Source organism: Mesorhizobium oxytropidicola, assembly GCF_056174625.1.
In genome coordinates this window covers 2,430,558-2,455,772 of record NZ_CM149692.1, presented here as the reverse complement: position 1 = coordinate 2,455,772, position 25,215 = coordinate 2,430,558, and the positions used below count along the sequence as shown (strand labels likewise).

The window sequence follows — 25,215 nt, the reverse complement described above, 5'->3', positions numbered from 1 at the left end:
CTCTACTTCTTCTCTCCTCCACCGCTTGTCGGCTGATCCTACATCATCAATCCAGCCTATGCATCAGATCATCATCCAGCCAGCGGCCGAAGAAATAGACCAGTTGCTTGTGCCACCATGGCCAGTCATGGCTGACGTCGCCGCCCCAATAGTCGACCCAGGCGGGAATGGACTTGTCGCGCAGGATCTGTTCCAGCTGGCGCGTCTCGACCAGCATGCGCTCTTCCCAGGCGCCCTGCCCGCAGCAGAAGATCAGCCTCAGCGCCTTGAGCCGGGCCAGCAGCTTCGGGTCGATAATGCCGGGCAGATAGTCGAGCGGCGAGTTGTAGAAGATGTCGCCCTCCAGCGCCTTGCCGAAGAAGTCGCGGGCCGAATAGACACCCGACAGCGAAATGACGCCGCTGGCCAGTTCCGGAAAACGGAAGACGAAATTCGAGGAATGGTAGCCGCCCATCGAACAGCCGCAGAACAGCGGCTTCAGCTTGCGCCCGCCATTGGCGGCCGATGCGGTGGACAAGATTTCCGGCAGTGCCTCCTCGCGCACATAGCGGAAATAGGCCTCGTGCCGAGCGATGCGATGGGCCGCGTCGACATGCTTATTGAAGAAGGATTCCGAATCGATGCCGTCGACCGTGAACAGCTGGATGCGGCCGGTGTCGATGAACTCGGCAAGCGCGCCCACCCCGCCGGAATCCTCGAACTGATAAAACCGCCCCTGCGAGGTCGGGGAACACCACGACCGGCCGGCCGGCATGGCCGTAGCGCTTGTATTCCATGTCACGGCCGAGCTTGCCAGAAAAATGCTTGTGATAGGAGATGTCCATGGCCTCAAGCCTTTTCCGCGTGGATATAGGCGACCGCCTCGCGCAGCGCCGACTGATCCTTCGAGCGCATCTGATAGGCGTAATTTCCCATGGCGCGGCTGAAAACCTCTTCTATCGGCTGATGGTGGACGATCTTGTCGCGGTGCGCCGCTAGCACGTCCTCATGGCTGTGCAAATAGTGGAGGTGCCGCTTGCGGCTGGCATAGGCGGTGAAATACTTGCCCTCATAGGGCCCGCCGGCGGCGTCCTTGACCACCATGTCGGCCCATGCCGCATAAACATCGATGTCGAACGTATAGTTGATGGCATCGGTCATCCAGGCGCCGGGCGGCCGCATGTTGACCTCCAGCGCGATGATCCGGTCGTCCCTGGTCTCGAACAGTTCGATGTGGAAGAAGCGCTCGCGCACGTCGAACGCCCTGAGGATCTTGCGGCCGGCCTCCTCGACCGCTGGCCTGATATGGGGAAAGCAGGTGTAGCTCATGTGGCGGTCCTTGTTGACCACCTCCATGACGCTCTGGTCGTAGCGGTGGCTGGCCGCCAGCACCACCTCGCCGTCGCGGTTGACCAGCCCGTCATAGGTCACCACCAGCCCCTCGATGAACTGCTCCATGACGAAGGTCACATCCTCGGGCTTGTCCCGGAAGAACTGGTCGAGCTCCCCTGCGTTGGAGATCTTGAAGGTGTTGGAAGCGCCTGAGCCGCTGTCGGGCTTCACCACCACGGGGTAACCGACGCGGCGGATGAAGGTCATGGCGCCAGCACGGTCGGAGCATTTGCGCTGCGCGATGGTCTCGACGCCGCTCTTGCGGAAGAAGGCGCGCATGCGGCTCTTGCGCTTCAGGTTCTTCACGAAATCGAGCTTGGTGCCGTAGATGTTGAAGTCGGTGCGGATGTTGGCTTCCAGCTCCAGCCAGTGCTCGTTGAGCGATTCGAAGCGGTCGATGCGGCCCCATTTGTGGATGAAATGCCCCATCGCCCGGAACACCGGATCGTAGTCCTCCATGTCGGCGACGCGGTAATATTCCGAAAGTGCCGCCTTCAGTCTGCCGTCCAGCGCATCATAGGGCGCATCGCCAATGCCGAGCACGGTGGCGCCGGCCTTCTTCAGCCGGTCGCAGAAATCGGCGCCGTTGGTCGGAAAATGCGGCGAGAAGAACACGAAATTCATGGACAACCCCCTCCCGGCGGCGGCGCACCGCAGCCCCACCGAAACGCAAGTCTGGCGCATTTGCGACGCGCGGGGAAGAGCTTCCGCGTCAGGGATAATGTTCAACAGATTCAGCCCCCGCTTGCCTCGCACAAGCTGCTCCTGTATGAGAACCCAAATGAACACGCGCGCCGCCACCGCTTCCCGTCAGACCGGTTTTTCCGGCGAGACCGTGCGCGCGCTTGCCTCGACCCTGCTTCTTCTCGGCCTTATCGGCGATCGCCGGGTTCGCTGAAGGAGCGCCCGGCGGTCGAACCGCCGCGCAAGCGCATGCTCCTTGGCCAGTCTCAAAATTGGCAGTCACATCAAGCGAACGAAAATCTGGTAAAGGCGCCACTCGCCAGCAATCCGTGTGAAGACGGATCCGAGGGCCGCCGGGAGAACAAGACGATGAACGCACGAGAACAAATCCGCCCTGCGGTAGCCGGCAAGGATGTGGAACCGACGCGGGGCATGCCCGATGCGGCCCGCAAATACCAACCCTACCCGACCGTCGGCCTCACTGACCGCACCTGGCCCAACAAGGTCATCGACAAGGCGCCGATCTGGTGTTCGGTCGACCTGCGCGACGGCAACCAGGCGCTGATCGACCCGATGGGCCATGAGCGCAAGGCGCGCATGTTCGGCCTGCTGCTCGACATGGGCTTCAAGGAGATCGAGATCGGCTTCCCCTCGGCCTCGCAGACCGATTTCGACTTCGCCCGCTGGTGCATCGAGGAAGGCAACGTCCCCGCCGATGTCTCGCTGCAGGTGCTGGTGCAGTGCCGGCCCGAGCTGATCACCCGCACCTTCGAGGCGCTGAAGGGCGCCACCAACCCGATCGTGCATTTCTACAATTCGACCAGCGAATTGCAGCGCCGCGTCGTCTTCGAAAAGGATGTCGGCGGCATCAAGCGCATCGCCACCGACGCGGCCAAGATGATCACCGACATGGCGGCCAAGGCTGGCGGCGGCTATCGCTTCGAATATTCGCCGGAGAGCTTCACCGGCACCGAACTCGAAGTCGCGCTGGAGATCTGCAACGCGGTCACTGAGATCGTCAAGCCGACATCAGACAACAAGCTGATCATCAACCTGCCGTCGACGGTCGAGATGTCGACGCCCAACATCTATGCCGACCGCATCGAGTGGATGTGCCGCAATCTCGACAACCGCGAAAACCTGATCATCTCGCTGCATCCACACAATGACCGCGGCACCGGCATCGCCACCACCGAACTCGGCCTGATGGCGGGTGCCGACCGCGTCGAAGGCACGCTGTTCGGCAATGGCGAGCGCACCGGCAATGTCGACATCGTCACGCTGGCGCTCAACATGTACACGCAAGGCGTCGATCCGGGCATCGATTGCTCCGATATCAACCGGATGAAGGACGTCTACGAATACTCGAACCAGCTGAAGATCCCCGAGCGCCACCCCTATGTCGGCGAGTTGGTCTACACCGCCTTTTCCGGCTCGCACCAGGACGCCATCAACAAGGGCATGAAGGCGCTGAAGAAAGCCAACACCAGCCTGTGGGAAGTGCCCTATCTGCCGATCGACCCGGCCGATGTCGGCCGCAGCTACGAGGCGATCATCCGCATCAACTCGCAGTCGGGCAAGGGCGGCATCGCTTATGTGCTGCAGGCCGATTACGGCCTCAATCTGCCGCGCAACCTGCAGATCGAGTTCAGCCAGGCGATCCAGGCGATCACCGACGCCGAAGGCAAGGAAGTGCCGGCCAAGCGTATCTATGAGCGCTTCCTCGAAACCTATGTCGACCAGCCGGGCGCGCGCCTGAAATTCCTCGACCACCACACCTATCCGGACACCGTGGTCAAGGGCCGGCGCGTGGTCGAGGCGGTGATCCTCGACAACGGCAAGGAGGTGACCATATCAGGCACCGGCACCGGCCGATCGACGGCTTCGTCGATGCGCTGTCGCGCCATGTCGGCGTCGAGATGTCGGTGCTCGATTATTCCGAACACTCGATGCAGCGCGGCTCCAATGCCTCGGCCATTTCCTATGTCGAAATGGAATATCCCGGCGGCAAGCTGTTCGGCGCCGGCATCAACACCAACATCGTCGCCGCCTCGCTGGAAGCGGTGACTTCGGCCGCCAACCGCATCGTCGGCCGCAAGGCGCGGTAGCTTTACCGACTGGCGCGAGGGATCAGAACAACTCTCGCGCCAGTCATTTTTTCAAGTCGAAACAAGGCCTTGGCCTCGAATGGCTGACACTGGGGGCGGCGTGCTCATTCTGTAGCCGACATCGGCCGCGCCATTAACCACCGGAAAATTATCCGGTTAGGTACGCGATCGCATAATGGGTGTGCACTTGTGTGGTGGTGCGAGCCCTATATGATCGCATCTCAACCTGTGCCGACTTCGAGAGGATCGACACTTGCAGCATGCCACGCCTGCCGCCCCCGCAGTGCGCGAGACACTGGAGCGACTGCTTGCCAGCGAAACGTTCGGACGGTCCGAGCGCGCGCGCAAACTGATCCGTTATCTCGTCGAACGCGAACAAGCTGGCGAAGCCGACAGGCTCAAGGGCTTTTCTATCGCCATGGACGTCTTCGGCAAGGACGGCGATTTCGATCCGTCGACCGATGCCGTGGTGCGGGTGCAGGCAGGCAGGCTGCGCGAGCTGCTGCAGCAGTATTTCGCCAATGAAGGCATCGCCGAGCCCGTCCGCATCGCCATTCCGCGCGGCGGCTACGTGCCGGCCTATGAGCTCAACGCGATCCGTTTGCCGGAAGCAGCCAAACCCGCGGAACAGACGGAAGCGGCAGCGGCTCCATCCGAGCCCGCCGACAATGCCATTCCAGCCGCTGCGTTGCTGGCGCCGGCGGCAGCCCCCGTGCCCTCGGTGGCGCGCCATCTCGGGTTCTTCTGGATGGCGATCGCCGTGGTCATCGCCATGCTCGGCGTCCTGATCCTGCGTCAAGGCAGCGGTGCGCTGCTGGCCGGCGGCGACGTGCCGGCCACGATCGAGACCGCCGGCCTGACCAGCAACATCGCACTATCGGCGATGGCAGAAGCCCTGCCGCTCGTCTACATTGACATCAAGGCCGACGGTGCTGACGCGAGCCGCGTCGCCGCGTCGCTGCGCGCCGGCCTGAGCGGCTTCGATACGATCGACTTCATCGGTCGCGACACCATCAACAGGCACGATGCCGCCAACGACGCCTCCAGCTTCATATTCGACATTCTACCTGGTCCGAACGCGGGCGATATCACGATCGAACTGCAAAGCGTGGCGTCCGGACGAGTGCTTCTTTCACGCAATCTCACCCCGGCCGACAGCGCCCCTGCTGCTGTCGAGGACCGTGTTGCCGACATGCTGAGCTCGGCACTTCCCGCCTCGGGCACGATCTACAATTATATCGAGCAGACCGGCACGCCAAACGGCCTGACCCAATGCCTGCTGCTCAACGACAAATATTATCTCGACCAGAATGCCAAAACCCATGAGGCCGCCTATCGCTGCCTCGAGACGTTGGCCAATTCCGGGGCAAAATCCTCGCTCGTCTATTCGGAACTTGCTTCTCTACAAGTTGAGGCGGTCTCCGATCACTATGCCTACCCGCCCAATGCGACGATCGAAAAGGCCGTCGAGTTTGCTCACCGCGGCGTGCAGATGGGACCGACCAGTCCTTATGCGCATCGCGCCTACGGCTATGTCAGCTCGCGCCTCGGCAATACGGACGAAGCGATCCGCTGGATGCGCAAGGCCTATGAACTCAATTCCTATGATCTCGGCATGGCCGCCGCTTACGGCTATGGGCTGATCTTCGCTGGCCGATACGCGGAGGGAACGCCGATCCTTGCCCATGCGGCCGAGACCTTCAGCGGTCACTCGACATGGTGGGACTACGGACTGTTCGTTGGTGATTTCATGCTGGGCGACATGAACAAGGCCATAGCGGCCAGCATGGCATTGAGAACGACGGCAACGAAATCGCATTATCTGGCAGCGCGTCTGATCGGCGCCAAGGCTGCCGGACAGGACCAACTGGTGACCACACTGCTCGACGAGTTGAACACCAAGTTCCCTAAATTTGCCGCCGATCCGCGCGCGACCTTCGTCGAGCGAAAATATCCGGCCGATCTGACCGAGCGGCTGGTCGGCGCCTTACGCGCCGCCGGACTTGGCAACGCCAGCTGAAGTTCAACAGTCTCCGACCATTTGGACCAATGGAATTGTTGGGCGTTCGCGCGCGTAGAACAAAGCACCAATCGGGCTGATTTGCCGGCTTTGCCAGACGAACCCGTTGAATTACATGCTCGCGCCCGCGAATAATCGCGAAAATTTTACTGGCTATGGCGCTGGACGAAGAGCAATCCAGCCGCATTTGGTGCCCGGTCCCGCGCTTTTCTCAGTCCCGCAACAAGCCCCCAGCTTTCATGATTTCATCGCTCTATGCCGCCGAGCAAGGTGCTGGTTCGAAGACCATCGTTCTGCTGCATGGTTTCGGCGGCTGCCACGATGTCTGGCGCGAGGTGATCGTCTCGCTCGCCGCTTCCGCGCGTACCCTTGCATACGACTTGCCGGGACATGGCATGTCGCTCGACTTTCCCGGTGCCGGGCCTGCTAAGGTCGCGGCAAGGGCCGTTCTTGCCGACCTTGAGGCCCGCAGGGTCAAACGCATCCATCTCGTTGGCCATTCGATGGGCGGAGCGGTAGCGACCTTGATGGCTCTGGCCGAGCCTGAGAAAGTAGCTTCGCTGACCTTGCTGGCGCCTGGCGGTTTTGGCCCGGAGATCAACGGCCCCCTGCTGCGCCGCTATGCCAGGGCACCGGATCTTGCCGAGGTGCGTGTCTGCCTTGACGCGATGTCAGGCCCCGCCAGCACGCCTTCGCCACGTATCACCGATGTGCTGTTCCAAATGCGCAAGCGGCCCGGGCAACTGGAAAAACTTGTCGAGATCGCCGCCGCCATGACCAGGGACGACCGGCAAGGCGTCATCCCGCGCGACCTGCTGGACAGGCTGACCATGCCGGTGATGGTGGTGTGGGGCAGTGATGACGCGGTGCTGCCCTTCACCCAGGCGGATGACCTGCCGGCACGCTTTCATGTGCATCACGTGCTGGAGGCCGGTCATATGCTGATCGAGGAAGCGCCCGACCTGATCGCCAGCATCATCCAGCGCAACATGAACCGCCGCGCCAGGCCCGTTCGCGCGAAACTCGCCGCGGCGACCGGCTGAGTTCCCTCCAACGCACCATACCCAGCGCCACGGCCCGTCTATCTCGCCAGTGCATTTTGCCGGCGGCTGTGTTAACCCCGTGTTAACCAAACCCGCGAGGCAGACGCCGATGAAGGACGCAGGCGAAAAGATCGATCCGTCAAGGAAACTGTCCGATGCCATCCGTGATGTGAAGAATGCCTTCGCCGACCGCGACGATGTCGTCATCGACATGCGCGAGGCGCATCGCATGCGCCTCGATCTCCTGGCCGCCGAGCTTGCACCCGTCTTTGCTGACGTGCCCGCCGACATGGACAATTTCGACTTCGTCGTGTCCGCTGGGCTGCAGCCGCGCCTGTGGATCGATGCCGTCAGTCATGTCGCGATGGGGCGCGACCGCCGCACCTACCGCTTCCTCAAGGACACCCGCATCGGCCGTGTGGTGCTTGCTGAATCGACCGAGATGAAACCGGTTGTCGATTCCGTGACGCGCTATGTCGCCGAACGCGTCGTCGAGCGCCAGAGGATGATGGAAGGCGGGGTCGAACCGGCCGTCGCCGGCATGAAGCGCGCCGAAGTGGCGGAAGCCGAACCGCCGCTGCGGTCGATGGCGCGCAGCAAGGGCTGGTCAACTTTCCTGTCCGGTCTTGGCGTGATCGCCGCCGGCGCCCTGGTCGGCCTGGCGGTGTCGGTCGCCCTGTTCTGGGACCGTATCGTGGCGATGGGGCTCAGCCTGCGGCCATAGCGGCTGGCTGCTCCGCGCCAATCTCCAGCGTCTGCAGGTCGGCAGGCGGAATAGCCGGCCCGGTCAGGCCGCGTCGCGTCAGGCGGATGCGCCAGTGGCCCTTTTCGCCATCGATGTCGAACAGATTGTACTGTGCAGCCGGATGCTTGCCGCCCGGCGCCTGGCCGGCAGCGGCGACGCCAACCGCCGGAATCCGGACCGCCCGGGTACCGATGAAAAACAGCGACGGCAGATGCGAATGGCCGTGCAGGACAAGCTCCGCGCCATGGCGGCGGATGATCTTGTGGAAGCGTGAGATGCCGAACAGCCGCTTGTGTTGCGAGACGGCGCCGCGCACCGGCGGATGGTGGATCATGATCGCGCGAAACAGGCCTTGCCCGCCGGTGTCGCGCAGGATCTTGCCGAGCCGCTCGGCCTGCCCTTCCATGAAGAAACCATTGGCCATGAAGGGTGCCGTGGCGCGCGCCGTCGAGACGCCGATCAGCGCGATATTGCCGCGCACGCGCAGATAGGGAAATGCGTTGCGGTCGACCGGTGTGTTGACGCCGTCGCCGCTCATCCAGGCCGCCCATGACCGGCAGACCTTGTCGAAAGCGCCTGGCACATAGGCGTCGTGGTTTCCCGGAACGACGGAAACGTCGTGCGGCGATCCCAGCGTCTCCAGCCAGTGCTTGGCCATCTCGATTTCGCCGTCGAGCGCCAGATTGACCAGGTCGCCGGTGACGGCGAGATGGTCGGGGTTCTGCGCCTTGATGTCGGCCGTGATGGCGTCAATGACGGCATCATGCATGTGGCGGCGGCGGTTGCGCTGCCAGTTGACGTAGCCGAGCACGCGCTTGGAGGCGAGATCGCGATAGGATACATCGGGGAGCGGCCCCAGATGGACATCGGAAATATGCGCGAGCCTGAACATGTTTCTTTCATAGGCGACGCGCACGCGGCTTTCCACCCACGGTTTCGCTAACGATGACGAACGATCCCGAAACCGCTTTCCGCCAGACCGGCTGGCCGGGGTTGCGGGCCAGATTGTTTCACCTCTATTTCGTGCTGCGGCGGCCAATGACGCTCGGCGTGCGCGGCCTCGTCCACGACACGGCGACCAATTCCGTCTTCCTGATCCGCCACACCTATGTGCCGGGCTGGCAGCTTCCCGGCGGCGGCGTCGAAGTCGGCGAAACGCTGGCCGAAGCGCTGGCACGCGAACTCGCCGAGGAAGGCAACATCGCGCTGACCGCCGCTGCGGTGTTGAAGTCGATGCATTTCAACCGTCGCTCCAGCCGGCGCGACCATGTCGGCTTTTACGTCATTGAGCATTTCAGCCAGACAGCGCCGAAGCAGCCGGACCATGAGATCGCCGAGGCCGGTTTCTTCCCGCTCGATCGCTTGCCCAGGGACACGACGCCAGCAACACTGCGGCGGATCGCCGAGGTTTTTGGGGACGAACCCGCGTCGCCCTATTGGTAAGCTTGCCTTAGCTGTTTAAAAGGTTCCGGGCTGTATTGATCAAGAAAATACACGGGGGGCGATTCCATGGATGTCGAGCAAGTAAAATCGGTAAGCGTTTGGCCCTATGTCGGCTTTTACAGTCTTATGATGGTAGGCTTGACCGCCGTGTTTATCGGCATCGCAATGATGTTTTCCTCGCTGCCGGACAGTTTCGGCCATGCGAGCGGCTTCGCCATCACGTTCGGGTCGACCTCTTTCGCCTCTTACAAATTCGTCAAGAGGAACCTTCGGCTTTTCAATCGAGACGAATATTGGAAGATAACGCTTTTTTCGTCTTTGGCCTCGTGCCTGCTTTCACTGGTGTTCCTTGGCCTTGCTGTTGCGGGCGGAGCCATGCCGGGAAGCGATACCATCCCTGCTCTCGGCTGGGTTTTCATCCTGCTGGTTGCCGGGCTTGTCGTCTTTGGCATCAACGCCTGGGGCTATTCCAGCCGCATGGGCAAGAATTTCCTGAAAGCGGAGCTTGCCAGACAGGCGCGCATCAACGCCGAGACCTTCCGGTAAGGTCTCGGCGATTTGCAGCCATCGGCGATTTCAGATCGCGAACCTTGCCCGGTCATGCGGCGCGCCATAGTCGAGTTCCGGCCCGACAGGCACGATCCGCGTTGGGTTGATCGTCTCGTGGCTGGCGTAGTAATGCGCCTTGATGTGATGCAGGTTCACGGTCGCGGCGACACCAGGCACCTGGTAGAGGTCGCGCAAATAGTTCGACAGGTTCGGATAGTCGGCGATGCGGCGCAGATTGCATTTGAAATGGCCGACATATACCGGATCGAAGCGCACCAGCGTGGTGAACAGCCGCCAGTCGGCCTCGGTGATGCGGTCGCCGACGAGATAGCGCTGTTTTGACAGCCGCTCCTCCAGCGTATCCAGCGCCGCGAACAATTCACCGAACGCTTCCTCATAGGCGCGCTGCGTGGTGGCAAAGCCGGCACGGTAGACGCCGTTGTTGACCGCGGGATAGACCAGCGCGTTGATGCGGTCGATCTCAGTGCGCAGGTCCTGCGGATAAAAGTCGAGGCTTGCATCGCCCCATGCGTCGAACGCCGAGTTGAGCATCCGGATGATCTCGGAAGACTCGTTGGAAACGATCGTCTGCTCCTTCTTGTCCCACAGCACCGGCACCGTCACCCGGCCGGAATAGGCGGGATCGGCCTTGGCATAGATCTGGTGGAGGAAATCGAGGCCGTAAAGCGCGTCGCCCGTGGCGCCGTCCTCGACCAGGAATGTCCAGCCATTGGCGCCCATGAAATGATGCACGACCGAGACGGAGATGATGTCTTTCAGTCTCTTCAGCGCGCGAAAAATCAGCGTCCGGTGTGCCCACGGACAGGCAAGCGAGACATAGAGGTGATAGCGCCCGGGTTCGGCCTTGAAGCCGCGTGTGCGGCCTTCGGCCGGCGCCCCGTCAACGGTGACCCAGTCCCGCCATTGCGACTGCGTCCTCACGAACCTGCCGCCGCTGTCCGCCGTATCATACCAGCGGTCCTGCCACCTGCCCTCGACCAGCAATCCCATGCAAATCTCCTTGCGTCCTCACCTCCAATGTAGGCGCAAGCTTGCCCTGTCGAAGACGTCAGGCGCTGAACAGACCGTCACTTGACGGAGACGGCGGACATATCAGGCCAATTGCAGCGGCCGAAAATTGATGCTAGCGGACACTCCGCATGTTCGACTTTGCTTTGATCCGGTTTGACCGACGACGAAAGAGCGCCCGCGCTTGATGAAGCGCTGACTGGCGAATGCTGCCGTTTGCAGCAAACCTTTCCTCCTTTACCGGAACGCAAAGACCATGAGCCTTGCCGACGTGAAATACCTGCCGGAAACTCCGGCGCACGACCCTGAAATCGAAGCCATCAACGACGAGGCCTTCGGGCCCGGCCGTTTCGTGCTGGCCGCCTACAAGATCCGCGAAGCCGGCGGCCACGAGCGGGCGCTGTCCTTTGTCGCGGTTGACGGCGATATCGTCGTCGCCTCGGTGCGCATGACCCGCATCGCCGCCGGCGCCGGCCGCGCGCTGATGCTCGGGCCGCTTGCCGTGCGGCCGGCGTTCAAGAATCTGGGCATCGGCCGCCGGCTGGTGGCGATCGCATTGGAAGCGGCCGTCAAGGCCGGTGCGCCCGCCGTCATATTGGTCGGCGACGAGCCCTATTACGGGCCGCTCGGCTTCAAGCGCATCCCGCGTGGCCAGATCTCGATGCCGCGCCCTGTCGATCTCGACCGCCTTTTGTCGCATGAGATCACGCCGGGCGCGGTTGCCAGGCTCACCGGCGAGGTCGGTCATGCCAGCCAGGCCAGGATCGCCGAGCACGCCTAGAGCAATTTCAGGAAAAGCGTGAAACGGTTTTCCGTCCGGAATTGCTTTAGGCGACGACTTGACCTTGGCCGTCGATCCGGGCCTGATCCGTCCCTGTTTTCATAGGAAAGGACGCCATGAACCCGAACGGCCAGATCGCGATCGTCACCGGCGGCGGCTCAGGCCTTGGCGAGGCAACGGCGCGTGCCCTTGCCGCCAAGGGGGCCCGCGTCGCCATCTTCGATGTCGGCATCGACCGCGCCGCCAAGGTCGCGGCCGAAATCGGCGGCATTGCCGTGCAATGCGACGTCAGCAGCGCCGACAGTGGCGCCGCCGCCGTCGCCGAAGCGGCGAGCAAGCTGGGCGAGCCGCGCATCCTGGTCAATTGCGCCGGCATCGCCATTGGCGTGAAGACGGTCGGCAAGGATGGTCCCCATCCGCTCGATCAATACCGCAAGGTGATCGAGGTCAATCTGATCGGCACCTTCAACATGATCCGCCTCGTCGCCGACCGCGCCGCCAAGCTCGAGCCGCTGCAGGGCGGCGAGCGTGGCGTCATTGTCAACACAGCTTCGGTCGCCGCCTATGACGGCCAGATCGGCCAGGCTGCCTACTCCGCCTCTAAGGGCGGCGTCGTCGGCATGACACTGCCGGTGGCGCGTGATCTTGCCCGTTCCGGCATCCGTGTCTGCACCATCGCACCCGGCATCTTCAAAACGCCGATGATGGCCGGCATGCCGCAGGACGTGCAGGATTCACTGGGCGCCGCGGTGCCCTTCCCGTCCCGCCTCGGCGAACCATCCGAATATGCAGCACTTGCCCTGCACATCGTCGAAAACCAGATGCTGAACGGCGAGACCATCCGCCTCGATGGCGCCATCCGCATGGCGCCGAAATAGCGCTGGCCGACCTCTGTCGGAAGGACCGATCTGCCTGCAGGGCCAAGGTAAGGAAGGAAGCGGATCAGGCGATCTTGCCAAATCCGACCTGCAGCGCCGATAAGCGAATGAAATTGTGGCGAGCGTTTTGATGAAGCAAAATCAAAATAAGGACGTGATCCGCGAGACCGACGCGGAGGCGATCCGGTTGGCGAAAACGCTTCTGCGCAGCGCTCGCTTCGGCGCGCTGGCGGTGCTGGAGCCGCAGACCGGGTCGCCGCTGGCAAGCCGGGTGGGCGTCGCCACCGACATCGACGGCGCGCCGCTGATCCTGGTTTCGATGCTCTCGGCGCACACGCCCGCCATGCTTGCCGATCCGCGCTGTTCCCTGCTGCTCGGCGAGCCGGGCAAGGGCGACCCGCTGGCGCATCCACGCCTGACGCTGATCTGCCAGGCATTGCTGCTCGAGCGTGGCTCCGACGCGCATGCTCGCGCCGAGCGCCGCTATCTCAATCGCAATCCCAAGGCGAGCCTCTATGCCGGGCTCGGCGACTTCTCGATCTTTCGCCTCGAGCCGCAGCGCGCCAGCCTCAATGGCGGCTTCGGCAAGGCCTATCTGCTCGATCGCGCCGATCTCGTCACCAGCGGGCCCATCGTCAAAGAGCTTGCGGCGAGTGAACAATCCGCTGTCGAGCACATGAACGCGGATCATCTTGACGCGATCGCCGTCTATGCGCATCATTTTGCCGGGGCATCTGGTGACGGCTGGAGCATCGCCGGTTTGGACGCCGACGGCATGGATCTGGTGTCGAGAGACAATGTTTGCCGGGTATTCTTCCCGCAACCCCTGGTAGCAGCAGGAGAAGTTGAGACCCGCTCTGGTCGATATGGCTAGGCGCGGTCGGGCTGCCAAGCAGGCAAATAATGAAACTTAATTGCATTTGATCAAAAGCAACACTTGAGATTTGAAAGAAATGTTCTACCCTTCAGAGACGGCGCTGACTCGTCAGGGGCCTATCACAAGTGAATTTATGGATTCAGGCACCATTGCCCCCATGGCGCCTCGATGAGCAAACAGCATGGGGCATTCATGGTCTCGACAAAGCTAATAGCCAACGCAGAATCGGCTGCCGAATTTCTGATGCTGATGGGCAACGAAAAACGGTTGTTGATCATGAGCTACCTGATCGACGGTGAAATGTCGGTCGGCGCCATCGCCGACAAGGTGATGCTCAGCCAATCCGCGCTCTCCCAGCATCTGGCCAAGCTGCGGGCGCTCGACCTCGTGGAAACCCGCCGCGATCGCCAGATGATCTATTACTCCTGCAAATCCGATGCGGTGCGCGAACTGCTTGTCGTGCTGGATGGTATTTTCGGCACCGGCAAGGAGGACCTGTCCCAGATGGCACAGAGATTGCGCCGCGCCGGGACTTGACCGGACGCTCCTGCGGCCGCTTACCTCTTCCGGAGCGTGGCTCGTGCGTTTCTCCCGACGCACGAACCGCGCTTTCGATTTTTGAGCGCAGGATATGGACCCAATTCGCATCGACGACCCCCGGGATTCACGCGTCGCCGCCTATCTTGATATCCGCGAACGCGATCTCGCCGGCCGGCAAGGCCGTTTCGTCGCCGAAGGCAAGGTGGTGCTTGACCTGCTTCTGTCGTCCGGCCGCTTCGGCGCCGAATCCATTCTTGTTCTGGAAAACCGGCTCAGCGGTCTGAACGACATCCTGCACAAGGCGCCCGCGGACCTGCCGGTCTACGTCGTCACCACAACGGTGATGGACGCGATCGCCGGCTTCCACATGCATCGCGGCATCCTGGCCATCGGCCGTAAGGAGACGCCGCAAGCGGCCGGGCCATTGCTGGATGCCTTGCCAGTTCGAGCCTTGGTCGTGGTGCTCGTCGGCATCGCCAACCACGACAATATGGGCGCGATCTTCCGCAATGCCGCCGCCTTCGACGCCGGTGCGGTGCTGATGGACGCGACATGCTGCGACCCGCTTTACCGCAAGGCGATCCGCGTTTCGGTCGGCGCCGCGCTCAAGATCCCATTTGCGACCTTTACCGACACCGCTGGCTTTACCGCGATGCTCGCCGAACGGGGTTTTGCGCAATTCGCCCTGTCGCCGCGCGGACGAACCGATATTCGCGATGCAAGGCCGGCCGAACGCCTGGCGCTCTATCTCGGCACCGAGGGCGAAGGCCTGCCCGAAAGCCTGCTTGCGCGCCTGCAAACCGTGCGGATCACCATGTCGAAAGGTTTTGACAGCCTGAACGTCGCCGCGGCATCAGCTATCGCGCTGCACCATTTTTCGCGCTGACGGATATCGCGCCAAAACCAGTGCCGGTTTGGGAACAGGGATGACACGGCTTGTGCCGATCTCGCTCGGTACGACATCCATCCTGAACGGATCCATCTCATCGGCCAGCGGTATTGGGGCGCCGGTGGACTTTGATCGCGCTTCCCGGGCTCTTTCCACAGTGCTGAACAACTCCATTACAGCATCAAGCAGTGCAAACAGCACCGGGTGGAAGTACCAGAGGCCCAAAAGGGCGATTGCCAGCATGGTGAAGAGGATCGTGCATTTGGATGTGGTGATGCCATGCTACCCGCGCAAGCGGGTGACCCGCGCCGCCGCCTCAGTTCGCGCCCGCCTTCTGCAAGGCCCGCACGCGGTCGGCGAGGCTGCGGTCGCCTCCGCCGGATCGGCTGTCCTGCGGTGCCGCCAGCGCCTTGGCGATCGGTGAATCAGGTCCCTCAAGCTTGGCTGTTAGGTGGACGACTTCAGCCGCCAGCTCGTTCATCTGCTCACGCAGCGCGGCACTGCCATTCGCCGAACCCGGCGATGCAACCGCGCCCAAATCCGCCTTGAGCCGTTTGTTCTCGCGCGCCAGTGCCGTCAGCCTGGCCTCCAGCCGCTCGCGATCGCTGTCGAGCTTGGCAATCGCCTGATCCAGATCATCGCGCCTCTTGGCCTCGTCTTGCCCGGTTTCATCCGGTTTGCCGACCAGCCGCAAGGCCGGTCCGCCGTCCTCGGCTTTCGCCTTTTCGCGCAGCCGCGCCAGTTCCTTTTCGCGGCGATCGAGCTTGTCCTCGCGATCGGCGAGCGTTGCCAGCAGCCGTTCGACCTTCTTGTCGAGTTCGGTCGCCCTTTTCTTCTCCGCCTTCAGGGCATCGCGCGCGGCCTTGCTTTCGGCCGCGATCTCCTGCTGGCGCCGATCCGCTTCCTTGCGCTGGCCGCGCAGCAGCGAGATGTCGCTGGCGAGCTTCTGCAATTCGGATTCCCGCGCCACAAGCTCGATCTGCCGGCTGGAGGAGGAAAAACTGGCATCGTCGTACATTTGCTCCAGCTTTTCGAGCTCGAGCGCCCGCTTCTCCAGCTTGCGTTCGGTTTCCTTGAGCCGCTCCGAAAGCTGATGCAGTTCCTCTTCGCGCTGCCGCAGCGCCTCGTTCTTGGCTCCGAGTTCGGCGAGCGCCTGGTTCTTGTCCGTGCGTTCGATCGCCAGCCCCTTCAACGCCTCGCGGCCGCGATTGATCTCGACGAGCTGTTCGGCCGCTTTCTCGCGCAGCGCCTTGACGTTCATTTCGAGGCGGCGCGTCGCCATGGCGTACTCGGCCCGGACGCGGTCCTTGTCGGCCTGGATCTCGGCCTGCGTCAACGGGATAGAGGCCTCGATGCGCCTGCGGGTCAACGCGACGGCACGCCGCCAGACCGCCGGTGCCACGATCAGCGCCAGAAAGCCGGCACAGAGAAAGCCGAGGGCAAAGAACAGGACCGACTGAACCAAAGGACTACCCGCTATCGGCGGCAACCGCCGGAACTGGACCGCATAGTATTGGCATGGCGGAAATCCGGCGCTGCGGCAAGAGCTTGCCGCGGCGCATTGGGGGTCACAGGCCTACAAATCCCATGGAAAACTCGGCATTGCGGTCATGATGCGTTGGACTTTAGAACGGATTCCACGTCGCCCGCTCGGTCAGTTTCAGATAGCCGAGATTGACACCGAGCCGGGCGCCGACGCCGGTGCGGATCGGCACCAGAAGCACATTGTTGTTCTTCAGCACGTTGAAGCCGACGCCCGCCACCACATAGGCCGACCCGGCAACGCCGCCATAGCGGTTGTAGAGGTTGCTGACATCGTCGAGATTGTAGACCAGCATCATCACCCGGGAGCCCTCGCCGCCGAAATCCCAGCCCAGCGACGGGCCTTGCCAGAACACTTTGTGGTCGCCGGCATTCTTGGTGTAGAGCGTGCCTTCGCCATAGGTCAGGCCGCCGATCAGCGCGCCCGATCCCTCCTCACCCAGCAGATAGCCATTGGGCAGACCGTAGGAGGCGAAAATCTTCTCGACGACGGTGGCGAGACCACCCGACGTCGCGCCGAAGAACTTGTGACCGGAATCGATAATCTCCTGAGCGGTGTATTCCTGGGCCCGCAAGGCTGAGGTCGAGAAAACGAGAACGCCCATGAGCGTGATCGCCATTGAAAGGACGCGGAGAAAGCTCCGGTCATAAAATCGGGAAAACATGCTTCCAATCTCCGTCATGGAGCACTTTCGCCGACGCCTCGCATCCGGTCCGGCTCTTTAGGCGGCCGTTAAGGATGACTGTTAGGGGCAAACTATGCCGTAATCCTTTTTCAACCATTAACTCCCACAGGAAGATGGCGGTTCGAAGGCTGGCTTTTGGGGTCGCGCGGCGCCGGCGGCCTGCGTGAACACGCCATTTGCCCCGACGACAATTTTGGGTTTGTTGCTGTACGTACGAGTGCTGTGTATTCAGAAAGCCTCGGGTTGGAGCTTGATTCGTGTGGGCAGGCGCGACAATCAATCGCTCGGCCACGAGTTGTGGAATTTTGCAGGGATTTTCACCGATGGCCGATCTGTTCACCCTTTCCGCGCCCGACCTGGCGGCGCTTCTGTGCAGCCGCGTCTGCCATGACATCATCTCGCCGGTCGGCGCGATCAACAACGGGCTCGAACTGCTTGACGAGGGCGGCGCCGACGAAGACGCCATGCGGCTCATCCGCCAGAGCGCCAAGAACGCCTCGGCCCGGTTGCAGTTCGCCCGCATCGCCTTCGGCGCGGCAGGCTCCGCCGGCATGCTGATCGACACCGGCGACGCCGAAGCGGTGGCAATCGCCTTCCTCAAGAATGAAAAACCGGAACTGACCTGGAACGGGGCGCGCGCGCTGCTGCCCAAGAACAAGGTCAAGCTGCTGCTAAACCTGATCCTGGTCGGCAATGCCGCCATTCCGCGCGGTGGCAAGCTGGTCGTCACCCTCGAGAATCTCGAAACCGAGCCGCGCATTTCAATTTCGGCAAGCGGCCCGATGCTGCGCGTGCCGCCGAAATTCCTCGAACTGCATTCCGGCCACAAGCCGGAAGAGCCGATCGATGCGCATTCGGTGCAGCCCTACTACACGCTGCTTCTGGCCCGTGAGGCCAGCATGACGATATCGATCCATGCGACGGCGGAAGAAATCGTGCTTTCGGCAGCCTGAGCTGATTTGCCGGACAAGCAAAGTATTTCAACAGCGTAATATTGCCGTGATGGCTCGACCGGAAGCGTTGAGCTTTTCTCCATCGGCCGCGTCGAAGCATCTGCAAAGAAAAGCCTCGCAAACGGTATCTTTCCAAAAATTTTACCTAATGGCTTTTCGGGTTCTTTACCAGATCGGTCTAGGGTGCTCAGCAGATGCCCCGCACGACCGGATTGCCCAAGGGCAAAGAGGACCCGGAAATGAAACGCTGCATGTTCGTCGACGACTCAAGCGTCATCAGGAAGGTTGCAAAACGCATCCTGGGCGGTTCCGACATGGTGGTCATCGAAGCCGCCAGCGGGCTTGATGCACTGGAGATGTGCTCCGCCGACATGCCCGACATCATCGTCGTCGACGGCGCCCTGCCGGACGTGCAGGCGGTTGACCTCATCCGCCGCGTGCGCGCCATGGAAAGCCCGATCAAACCGCAGATCCTGATCTCGCTGGTCGAACTCGATATCGCCTCGATCATGCGGGCCAAGCGCGCCGGCGCCCAGGGCTATCTCTTGAAGCCGTTCAATCGCCCGCAGTTGCTCGAGCGCTTTCGCAACTTGAAGATCGCCGCCTGAGTCGGCACTTCCGGGAAAAGTGCGAAGCGGCCTTCCCTGCACAAATGCATGAAACCAAAAACTGTCGACCATCACACAAAAAACCCGGCCTGAGCCGGGTTTTTCAATGAAGTCCTGACGATGTCCGCCGCTCAGGCGCTGACGCGAATGTCTTCGGGTTCGCGCAGCACATAGCCGCGACCCCAGACCGTCTCGATGTAGTTCTGGCCACCGGACGCGGCGTCGAGCTTCTTGCGCAGCTTGCAGATGAAGACGTCGATGATCTTCAGTTCCGGCTCGTCCATGCCGCCATAGAGGTGGTTGAGGAACATTTCCTTGGTGAGCGTGGTGCCCTTGCGCAGCGAGAGCAGCTCCAGCATCTGGTATTCCTTGCCGGTGAGGTGCACGCGCTGGCCGCCGACTTCAACCGTCTTGGCGTCGAGGTTGACCACCAGGTCACCGGTGGTGATGACCGACTGGGCGTGGCCCTTGGAGCGTCGCACGATGGCATGGATGCGCGCCACCAGCTCGTCCTTGTGGAACGGCTTGGTCATGTAATCATCGGCGCCGAAGCCGAGGCCGCGTACCTTGTCCTCGATGCCGGCCATGCCGGAGAGGATGAGGATGGGCGTCTTGACCTTGGAGAGGCGAAGCGTTCTCAAAACCTCGTAGCCGGACATGTCGGGCAGGTTGAGATCGAGAAGGATGATGTCGTAGTCGTAGAGTTTGCCCAGATCGACACCCTCTTCGCCGAGGTCCGTCGTATAGACATTGAAACTTTCCGATTTCAGCATCAGTTCGATGCTTTGTGCGGTTGCACTGTCATCTTCTATCAGCAGAACACGCATTTAATTCCCCTTTTCTGCTGCCGGACCATTTCACGACCCGTCCGGAACCGGAGCAGTGGTTGCCTTGTGCAGAGGCTGCCATCAAATGGTTAACAAAACCTAATTTCCCGTCCATGACGGTACCAGATTTTTTAACCTCTTTCTACACCCTCTTGAATCTAATAATGAATCACAAACCCAAATTCCTAATGCCACACATTAACAACCCGGACTAAGTGACTCCAGGGACTCATCGACGCGGCTTCGCTTCGGCGACCGGAATTTTTACCCGGCCTTAAGTCCTGACCCGTATGATTAACAATGCCCGTAAACGAATGGTTACCGCCGGCAAAAAACTTTAGGGTTTTGTTTCCCATAGTTCGGGGAAAGCCGGTGGACACGGGCAGCGCCTGGGCCTTTCCAGGTGGTTTGGACGATATGTGCGGGTGTGCGTTTCCGGGAGTACCGAATCATGAAGTCACGTGAAAACCTCGTTCGGCTGAAACAGTTTCAGGTGAATGAGAAGCGGCGGCAGCTGCTGCAGCTCGACATGATGATCGCCGAGTTCGAACGCATGGCCGTCGAACTGGAGCTGCAGATCACCGCCGAGGAAAAGAAAGCCGGCATCACCGACATCAATCATTTCGCCTATCCGACCTTCGCCAAGGCGGCACGCTTGCGCCGCGACAACCTCAGAAATTCGCAAAGCGACCTCGCCCAACAGCGAAGCGCTGCCGAATCACTACTCGGCGAAGCTGAAGCGGAGCTTTCCAAGGCCGAAATGCTGGAGTCGCGCGACACCAAGATTCGCGAGGCCGAAACCGGCGGCCGCAGCGCCATGATCGGCTGAACCGGCCGGCATCCGCATCATCAGCGTGTCCGCACGGGCGCGCACCTGGAGCAATTCCAGGAAAAGTGCCTGGCTGGCCATAGCCTCAATCCGGCTCCGGCTGAATTGCCGCGGAGATCACCGGTCTAAGCGGCCCAATCCCCTTCATTTGCGGCAATCGCCCTGGCGCGGGCATCCTTGATGTCTGGCGCATGCTGCTCCGCCCATGACCTGATCTGGGTGAGCAGGTTCGCCAGATTCTGGCCGAGTTCGGTCAATTCATATTCGACGCGCGGCGGAATGACCGGGAAGACCTCACGCCGCACCAGGCCGTCCCGCTCCAGCACACGCAATGTCTGCGTCAGCATCTTGGGGGTGATGCCTTCAAGCTTGCGGGCAAGCTCGCCATTGCGCAGCCGGCCTTTGCGCAGCGCGCAGACCACCAGGTAGACCCATTTGCTGGCCAGCATCTCGAGCACGGTGTGCGAAGGGCAGGTCCGCCGGTACGCGTCATAGCCAAAGGGAGACGTATCTTCACTATCCATCAGGTACCTATATATCAAGAAGGTACATACTGGACAAGGGTATATTACTATCCAAATGATAGCGGCACCAACCAAGCAGGAGAGATCCCCATGCGTGCCGTTACCCAAAATACCGTCGGCGGTCCCGACGTCCTAATTATTGCCAACCAGCCCGCCCCCTCGCCCAAGGCCGGCGAAGTGCTGGTCCGCGTCAAGGCAGCCGGCATCAATCCGGTCGATGGCGCCGTGCGCGGCGGTTACTATCCGCTGCTCGGCGAGCCGCCCTTCACCCTCGGCTGGGATATTTCAGGAACCGTCGAGGCGCTCGGCGCCGGCGTCACCGGTCTCAAGGTCGGCGACGAGGTGTTCGGCATGCCGCGTTTCCCCAAGCAGGCGGCGGCCTACGCGGAACTCGCCGCGGTGCCGGCCGACGAGATCGCGCCGAAACCGAAGGCGGCAGATCACATCCAGGCAGGCGCATTGCCGCTGGCCGGCCTCACCGCCTGGCAGGGCCTTGTCCGCCATGGCGCCTTGAAATCGGGCCAGCGCGTGCTGGTGCATGCGGCGGCCGGCGGCGTCGGCCATCTGGCGGTGCAGATCGCCAAGGCGCGCGGCGCTTACATCATCGCCACCGCCAGCCCGAGCAAACTCGATTTCGTCCGCAGGCTCGGCGCCGACGAGGTCATCGACTACACCCAGGGCGATTTCACCAGCCGGATCAGCGACATCGATCTGGTGCTGGACCCAATGGGCGGGGAGCACGCCGAACGCTCGCTGAAGGTCATCAGGAATGGCGGCGTGCTGGTGTCTTTGCTGAACCTGAACGACACCACCAGGGCGCTGGCCAGCGCGCGCGACATCCGGGTCGAGCGCATGTCGGTCGTGCCTGACCGCGAGGGCCTGGTGGAACTTGGCCGGTTGATCGACGCGAACAAGCTCACCGTTCATGTCGCCAGGAGCTTCCCGCTCGAAGAGGCCGGCGCTGCCCACGCCTTTCTCGCCACCAAGCCGATCGGCAAGGTGGCGCTGACGGTCTGAGCGTCGGAAGGATCAGGTCCAAAACAAAAGGGCGCGGAGTACCGCGCCCTTTGATCGTGTTCAGGCCGGCTCTAGTGCCGGTATTGCTGGATGCGCGTGGTGCGCAGCCCGGCAAGGCCATATTCGTCGATCGACGCCTGCCAGGACAGGAATTCCTCGGTGGTCAGCTTGTAGCGCTGGCATGCCTCTTCGAGGCTCAAAAGCCCGCCGCGCACCGCCGCAACCACTTCCGCCTTGCGCCGGATGACCCAGCGACGCGTGTTGGTCGGCGGCAGATCGGCAATCGTAAGAGGGCTGCCGTCAGGCCCAATAACATACTTGACTCTAGGTCTAACCAGATCGGTCATCGTACTCTCTACAAAAAACTCAAAGACCCAATCCCCGCCACGTTACCGCCACAGCTTTAAAAATTGCCTAAGCAGACCCTAATGACTAGGTAAGGATCGTGAACGGCGCGTTAGTCTTTTCGCAGGCATTTGAAACATCGGGCTGGAAGCCTTGAATTGGCTGGGAAAAATCCAGCCGATCGCGGATCGCCGGCAATCCGGGAATCGCCTTGCAAGCTGGCGTCGCCTGAAAGCTTGACCTATATTCTCGACATTGGCATTCAGATGCCGCGCAGAATGAAAGCATCATGAACAGTCTCGACCTTCCCGGACATCCCGAAAACACCCGCATTGTCGTCGCCATGTCGGGCGGCGTGGATTCGTCCGTGGTCGCCGGCCTGTTGAAGCGCGAGGGCTATGATGTCGTCGGCGTCACCTTGCAGCTCTACGATCACGGCGCGGCGACGCACCGGGCCGGCTCATGCTGCGCCGGACAGGACATCGACGATGCCCGCCGCGTTTCCGAGACGCTGGGCATTCCCCATTATGTGCTCGACTACGAGGAGCGCTTCCGCAAGGCGGTCATCGACCCCTTCGCCGAGAGCTATGTCGCCGGCGAGACGCCGATCCCTTGCGTGTCCTGTAACCAGACGGTGAAGTTCGCAGACCTCCTGGCCACCGCCAAGGAGCTCGGCGCTGACGCGCTCGCCACCGGCCATTACATCCGCTCCGGCGCCAACGGCGCGCACCGCGCGCTCTACCGGCCGGTCGATGCCGATCGCGACCAGAGCTACTTCCTGTTCGCCACCACGCAGGCGCAGATCGACTATCTACGCTTTCCCCTGGGCGGCCTGTCGAAGCCGCAGGTTCGCGCCATTGCCGAGGAGATGGGGCTGACGGTGGCCGCCAAGCAGGACAGCCAGGACATCTGCTTCGTGCCGCAGGGCAAATATTCCGACATCATCGCCAAGCTGAAGCCGACCGCCGCCAATCCGGGCGACATCGTCCACATCGACGGCCGCGTGCTCGGCCGCCATGAAGGGATATTGCGCTACACGATCGGCCAGCGCCGCGGCATCGGCATCGCGTCGGGCGAGCCGCTCTATGTCGTCCATCTCGATGCCGAACGGGCCCGCGTCGTGGTCGGCCCGCGCGAAGCGCTGGAGACGCACAAGATCTATCTGCGCAACATGAACTGGCTTGGCGACGGGCCGCTCGCCGATGTACCCGCCGGCGGCCTCGAGCTGTTCGCCAAGGTGCGCTCGACCAGGCCGCCGCGTCCGGCGGTGCTGCGCCACGTCGCAGGTGTGACGTCGGTCGAACTGGCCGACGGCGAATCCGGCATCGCGCCCGGACAGGCCTGCGTGCTCTATTCCGACGACGGCAACGAGGCCCGCATCTTCGGCGGCGGCTTCATCGAACGCTCCGAGCGCGGTGCCGAGGCTGAGGCCATGCTGAGCCGGCTCGCAGCCAAGCCAACACAGGTTCCCGCCGAATAGGCGACCGCCGGCCCGGTCGCGCCATGATTACGGCGCGGCCTTTGCCTTCCTTCAGGACTTGGTGTGGGTGACGGTTCCGGCCGTCAGGATGCGCAGCACCCTGATCGCTTCCTCACCGCTGGTGCGGGGTTCGGCGCGCGTCTCGATGCAGTGGATGAAATGCTCCAGTTCGCGCGTCAGCGGCATGCCCTGGGCGACCGCGACATAGGACGGCTCGTTGGTGGTGAACGCCCATTGGCCGCTGTCCTGCCAGACCGCGTGGCGGTAGACGGCAAGCTTGCGCTCCCATGGCTCGACATCGTCGAACACCGCCATCGCCTTGGTGCCGACCACGGTCAGCCGCCGCTCGCGATAGGGGTTGAGCCGCGAGGTGAAAAGATGGCTGCGCAGGCCGTTGGGAAAGCGCATGTGCAGATGCGCGAAATCGCTGAGGTTGTCGAGAAGTGCCGCCCCCTCGCCGCGCACCTCGATCGGCTCGGTGCCGGTGATCGCCAGGATCATCGACAGATCGTGCGGCGCCAGGTCCCACAGCGCATCGTTCTCGGTATGGAACTTGCCAAGGCCAAGTCGGTGCGAGTGGATGTAGCGGACCTCGCCGAGTTCGCCATTGTCGATCAGCCCCTTCAGCGTCTCGAAGGCGGGATGGAAACGCAGGACATGGCCGACCATGAAGACGCGGCCATTGTCCTTGGCCGCCTGCACCGCGCGCTCGGCGTCCGGCACCGTCAGCGCGATCGGCTTTTCCACCAGCAAATCCTTGCCGCTCTCAGCGGCGCGCACGGAAAGATCCGCATGGAACTGCGGCGGCAAGGCCATGACGATGGCGTCGATATCGTCACGCACGAACAGCTGGTCGGGCTCGATCGCCAGGCAATCCTGTTCGCTGGCAAAGCCTTCGGCACGGGCCCGGTTGGCGTCGGAAACCGCGTGCAGCGCGCCGAGCGCCTTGAGGGTGCGGATATGGTTGCTGCCCCAGTATCCGCAACCGAGGACTGCAATGCGCGGCTTCATCTGTTTCAAACTCTAAAAACTCGTGGCCGAGACATAGCGACGTGCCCCTTCGAACTCAACCCCGGCCGTTGCAACCAAATGTCCACGCGGCAAAGCTTTTTTGGGTAATGAGAATATGCGGCGATATGGAATGCTTCGAAGCTTGACAGGCTCGCCCTCCCAACCTTATATCCGCGCGACCTTGGCGAACGCCTCGAAATGCCTTTCGATTTAAGGCGGATTTCGGGCCTTTCGCCGCCTTGGCGGGGTAGCTCAGTTGGTTAGAGCACGGGAATCATAATCCTGGGGTCGGGGGTTCAAGTCCCTCTCCCGCTACCAAAATCAAATAAGTCATTGAAATGACTAATAAATCTTGCAGATATGGTAGCGCTCTCGGACAAAATTCCTCAATAATTTCAATGCTGCCCGAGTGACGCTACCAACAGGATGCAGACGT

Annotated in this window: 25 protein-coding genes, 1 tRNA gene and 3 pseudogenes; 17 read left to right on the top strand and 12 right to left on the bottom strand. The window is 62.0% G+C overall.

What is annotated here, in order from left to right:
• Positions 1–46: 46 nt before the first annotated feature.
• Positions 47–824: pseudogene (locus AC0V8S_RS12090) on the bottom strand (esterase family protein).
• A gap of 4 nt (positions 825–828) precedes the next feature.
• Complete coding sequence (locus AC0V8S_RS12085) at positions 829–1,995, bottom strand: ATP-grasp domain-containing protein (protein WP_475437797.1); 1,167 nt, start codon at positions 1,993–1,995, stop codon at positions 829–831.
• 429 nt (positions 1,996–2,424) lie between these two features.
• Between AC0V8S_RS12085 and leuA the strand changes: the two are divergent.
• From leuA to AC0V8S_RS12065, 4 genes and pseudogenes are all read left to right on the top strand, one after another.
• A pseudogene (gene leuA / locus AC0V8S_RS12080) lies at positions 2,425–4,163 on the top strand (2-isopropylmalate synthase).
• 253 nt (positions 4,164–4,416) lie between these two features.
• Complete coding sequence (locus AC0V8S_RS12075; RefSeq protein WP_475437796.1) at positions 4,417–6,183, top strand: tetratricopeptide repeat protein; 1,767 nt, start codon at positions 4,417–4,419, stop codon at positions 6,181–6,183.
• Between the two features lie 239 nt (positions 6,184–6,422).
• Positions 6,423–7,226, top strand: a complete 804-nt coding sequence (locus AC0V8S_RS12070) for an alpha/beta fold hydrolase (RefSeq protein WP_475437795.1) — start codon at positions 6,423–6,425, stop codon at positions 7,224–7,226.
• 109 nt (positions 7,227–7,335) lie between these two features.
• Complete coding sequence (locus AC0V8S_RS12065; protein ID WP_183462566.1) at positions 7,336–7,950, top strand: hypothetical protein; 615 nt, start codon at positions 7,336–7,338, stop codon at positions 7,948–7,950.
• Here AC0V8S_RS12065 and AC0V8S_RS12060 read toward each other — a convergent pair.
• A complete protein-coding gene (locus tag AC0V8S_RS12060) occupies positions 7,934–8,863 on the bottom strand; it encodes a metallophosphoesterase family protein (protein ID WP_183465027.1) in 930 nt (309 codons plus the stop codon). The genes AC0V8S_RS12065 and AC0V8S_RS12060 overlap by 17 nt on opposite strands.
• A 53-nt stretch (positions 8,864–8,916) precedes the next feature.
• Between AC0V8S_RS12060 and AC0V8S_RS12055 the strand changes: the two genes are divergently transcribed.
• A complete protein-coding gene (locus AC0V8S_RS12055) occupies positions 8,917–9,414 on the top strand; it encodes an NUDIX domain-containing protein (protein ID WP_183462568.1) in 498 nt (165 codons plus the stop codon).
• Positions 9,415–9,561: 147 nt separating this feature from the next.
• The gene (locus AC0V8S_RS12050) at positions 9,562–9,960 is read left to right on the top strand and encodes an ABZJ_00895 family protein (protein WP_475438608.1); all 399 of its coding nucleotides are present in this window, start codon (positions 9,562–9,564) and stop codon (positions 9,958–9,960) included.
• A gap of 30 nt (positions 9,961–9,990) precedes the next feature.
• Here AC0V8S_RS12050 and AC0V8S_RS12045 read toward each other — a convergent pair whose 3' ends face one another.
• The gene (locus AC0V8S_RS12045; RefSeq protein ID WP_183462574.1) at positions 9,991–10,974 is read right to left on the bottom strand and encodes a glutathione S-transferase family protein; all 984 of its coding nucleotides are present in this window, start codon (positions 10,972–10,974) and stop codon (positions 9,991–9,993) included.
• 274 nt (positions 10,975–11,248) lie between these two features.
• Between AC0V8S_RS12045 and AC0V8S_RS12040 the strand changes: the two genes are divergently transcribed.
• The 5 genes and pseudogenes from AC0V8S_RS12040 (at position 11,249) to AC0V8S_RS12020 (ending at position 14,954) form a co-directional block, all read left to right on the top strand.
• The gene (locus tag AC0V8S_RS12040) at positions 11,249–11,773 is read left to right on the top strand and encodes a GNAT family N-acetyltransferase (protein ID WP_183462576.1); all 525 of its coding nucleotides are present in this window, start codon (positions 11,249–11,251) and stop codon (positions 11,771–11,773) included.
• Between the two features lie 116 nt (positions 11,774–11,889).
• Entirely contained in the window at positions 11,890–12,651 is a 762-nt protein-coding gene (locus AC0V8S_RS12035) for a 3-hydroxyacyl-CoA dehydrogenase (RefSeq protein ID WP_475437794.1), read from the top strand.
• A 130-nt stretch (positions 12,652–12,781) separates the two neighbouring features.
• Positions 12,782–13,565: pseudogene (locus tag AC0V8S_RS12030) on the top strand (HugZ family pyridoxamine 5'-phosphate oxidase).
• A 155-nt stretch (positions 13,566–13,720) separates the two neighbouring features.
• Positions 13,721–14,065 (top strand): ArsR/SmtB family transcription factor, encoded by a 345-nt coding sequence (locus AC0V8S_RS12025; RefSeq protein WP_027047319.1) that lies wholly within the window; start codon positions 13,721–13,723, stop codon positions 14,063–14,065.
• Between the two features lie 94 nt (positions 14,066–14,159).
• Positions 14,160–14,954 carry a TrmH family RNA methyltransferase gene (locus AC0V8S_RS12020; RefSeq protein WP_183462580.1) on the top strand — a complete coding sequence of 265 codons (795 nt, stop codon included), beginning with the start codon at positions 14,160–14,162 and terminating at the stop codon, positions 14,952–14,954.
• Here the strand turns inward: AC0V8S_RS12020 and AC0V8S_RS12015 are convergent.
• From AC0V8S_RS12015 to AC0V8S_RS12005, 3 genes are all read right to left on the bottom strand, one after another.
• Positions 14,922–15,200 (bottom strand): hypothetical protein, encoded by a 279-nt coding sequence (locus tag AC0V8S_RS12015; RefSeq protein WP_183462581.1) that lies wholly within the window; start codon positions 15,198–15,200, stop codon positions 14,922–14,924. The genes AC0V8S_RS12020 and AC0V8S_RS12015 overlap by 33 nt on opposite strands.
• A gap of 73 nt (positions 15,201–15,273) precedes the next feature.
• Positions 15,274–16,422, bottom strand: a complete 1,149-nt coding sequence (locus tag AC0V8S_RS12010) for a coiled-coil domain-containing protein (RefSeq protein WP_475437793.1) — start codon at positions 16,420–16,422, stop codon at positions 15,274–15,276.
• Between the two features lie 160 nt (positions 16,423–16,582).
• Positions 16,583–17,119, bottom strand: coding sequence for a DUF1134 domain-containing protein (locus tag AC0V8S_RS12005; RefSeq protein ID WP_244277619.1), 537 nt, complete (start codon positions 17,117–17,119; stop codon positions 16,583–16,585).
• A 389-nt stretch (positions 17,120–17,508) separates the two neighbouring features.
• On the opposite strand from AC0V8S_RS12005, the gene chpT reads away from it, so the two are divergent.
• The gene (chpT, locus tag AC0V8S_RS12000; RefSeq protein WP_475437792.1) at positions 17,509–18,138 is read left to right on the top strand and encodes a histidine phosphotransferase ChpT; all 630 of its coding nucleotides are present in this window, start codon (positions 17,509–17,511) and stop codon (positions 18,136–18,138) included.
• 239 nt (positions 18,139–18,377) lie between these two features.
• Positions 18,378–18,746 carry a response regulator gene (locus AC0V8S_RS11995; RefSeq protein ID WP_095201989.1) on the top strand — a complete coding sequence of 123 codons (369 nt, stop codon included), beginning with the start codon at positions 18,378–18,380 and terminating at the stop codon, positions 18,744–18,746.
• Between the two features lie 131 nt (positions 18,747–18,877).
• On the opposite strand, the gene ctrA is transcribed toward AC0V8S_RS11995, so the two are convergent.
• On the bottom strand, positions 18,878–19,573 hold the full coding sequence (gene ctrA / locus AC0V8S_RS11990; protein ID WP_006203583.1) for a response regulator transcription factor CtrA: 696 nt from the start codon (positions 19,571–19,573) through the stop codon (positions 18,878–18,880).
• Between the two features lie 451 nt (positions 19,574–20,024).
• Here ctrA and AC0V8S_RS11985 point away from each other — a divergent pair, with 451 nt between their 5' ends.
• The gene (locus AC0V8S_RS11985; protein ID WP_056578132.1) at positions 20,025–20,402 is read left to right on the top strand and encodes a hypothetical protein; all 378 of its coding nucleotides are present in this window, start codon (positions 20,025–20,027) and stop codon (positions 20,400–20,402) included.
• 125 nt (positions 20,403–20,527) lie between these two features.
• Here the strand turns inward: AC0V8S_RS11985 and AC0V8S_RS11980 are convergent, their stop codons facing one another.
• On the bottom strand, positions 20,528–20,926 hold the full coding sequence (locus AC0V8S_RS11980; protein ID WP_183462585.1) for a winged helix-turn-helix transcriptional regulator: 399 nt from the start codon (positions 20,924–20,926) through the stop codon (positions 20,528–20,530).
• A gap of 90 nt (positions 20,927–21,016) precedes the next feature.
• Here AC0V8S_RS11980 and AC0V8S_RS11975 point away from each other — a divergent pair, with 90 nt between their 5' ends.
• Positions 21,017–21,943 carry an NADP-dependent oxidoreductase gene (locus AC0V8S_RS11975; protein WP_475437791.1) on the top strand — a complete coding sequence of 309 codons (927 nt, stop codon included), beginning with the start codon at positions 21,017–21,019 and terminating at the stop codon, positions 21,941–21,943.
• Positions 21,944–22,014: 71 nt separating this feature from the next.
• Here AC0V8S_RS11975 and sciP read toward each other — a convergent pair whose 3' ends face one another.
• Both sciP and AC0V8S_RS11965 read right to left on the bottom strand, forming a co-directional pair.
• A complete protein-coding gene (gene sciP / locus AC0V8S_RS11970) occupies positions 22,015–22,290 on the bottom strand; it encodes a CtrA inhibitor SciP (protein ID WP_006203587.1) in 276 nt (91 codons plus the stop codon).
• An 85-nt stretch (positions 22,291–22,375) separates the two neighbouring features.
• The gene (locus AC0V8S_RS11965) at positions 22,376–22,579 is read right to left on the bottom strand and encodes a hypothetical protein (protein ID WP_183462587.1); all 204 of its coding nucleotides are present in this window, start codon (positions 22,577–22,579) and stop codon (positions 22,376–22,378) included.
• Between AC0V8S_RS11965 and mnmA the strand changes: the two genes are divergently transcribed.
• On the top strand, positions 22,578–23,768 hold the full coding sequence (gene mnmA / locus AC0V8S_RS11960) for a tRNA 2-thiouridine(34) synthase MnmA (RefSeq protein WP_183462589.1): 1,191 nt from the start codon (positions 22,578–22,580) through the stop codon (positions 23,766–23,768). The two genes, AC0V8S_RS11965 and mnmA, sit on opposite strands and share 2 nt — an antisense overlap.
• A gap of 51 nt (positions 23,769–23,819) precedes the next feature.
• Here the strand turns inward: mnmA and AC0V8S_RS11955 are convergent, their stop codons facing one another.
• Entirely contained in the window at positions 23,820–24,779 is a 960-nt protein-coding gene (locus tag AC0V8S_RS11955) for a Gfo/Idh/MocA family protein (protein ID WP_183462591.1), read from the bottom strand.
• Between the two features lie 241 nt (positions 24,780–25,020).
• Here AC0V8S_RS11955 and AC0V8S_RS11950 point away from each other — a divergent pair.
• Positions 25,021–25,097: transfer RNA gene (locus AC0V8S_RS11950), tRNA-Met, on the top strand.
• Positions 25,098–25,215: the final 118 nt, after the last annotated feature.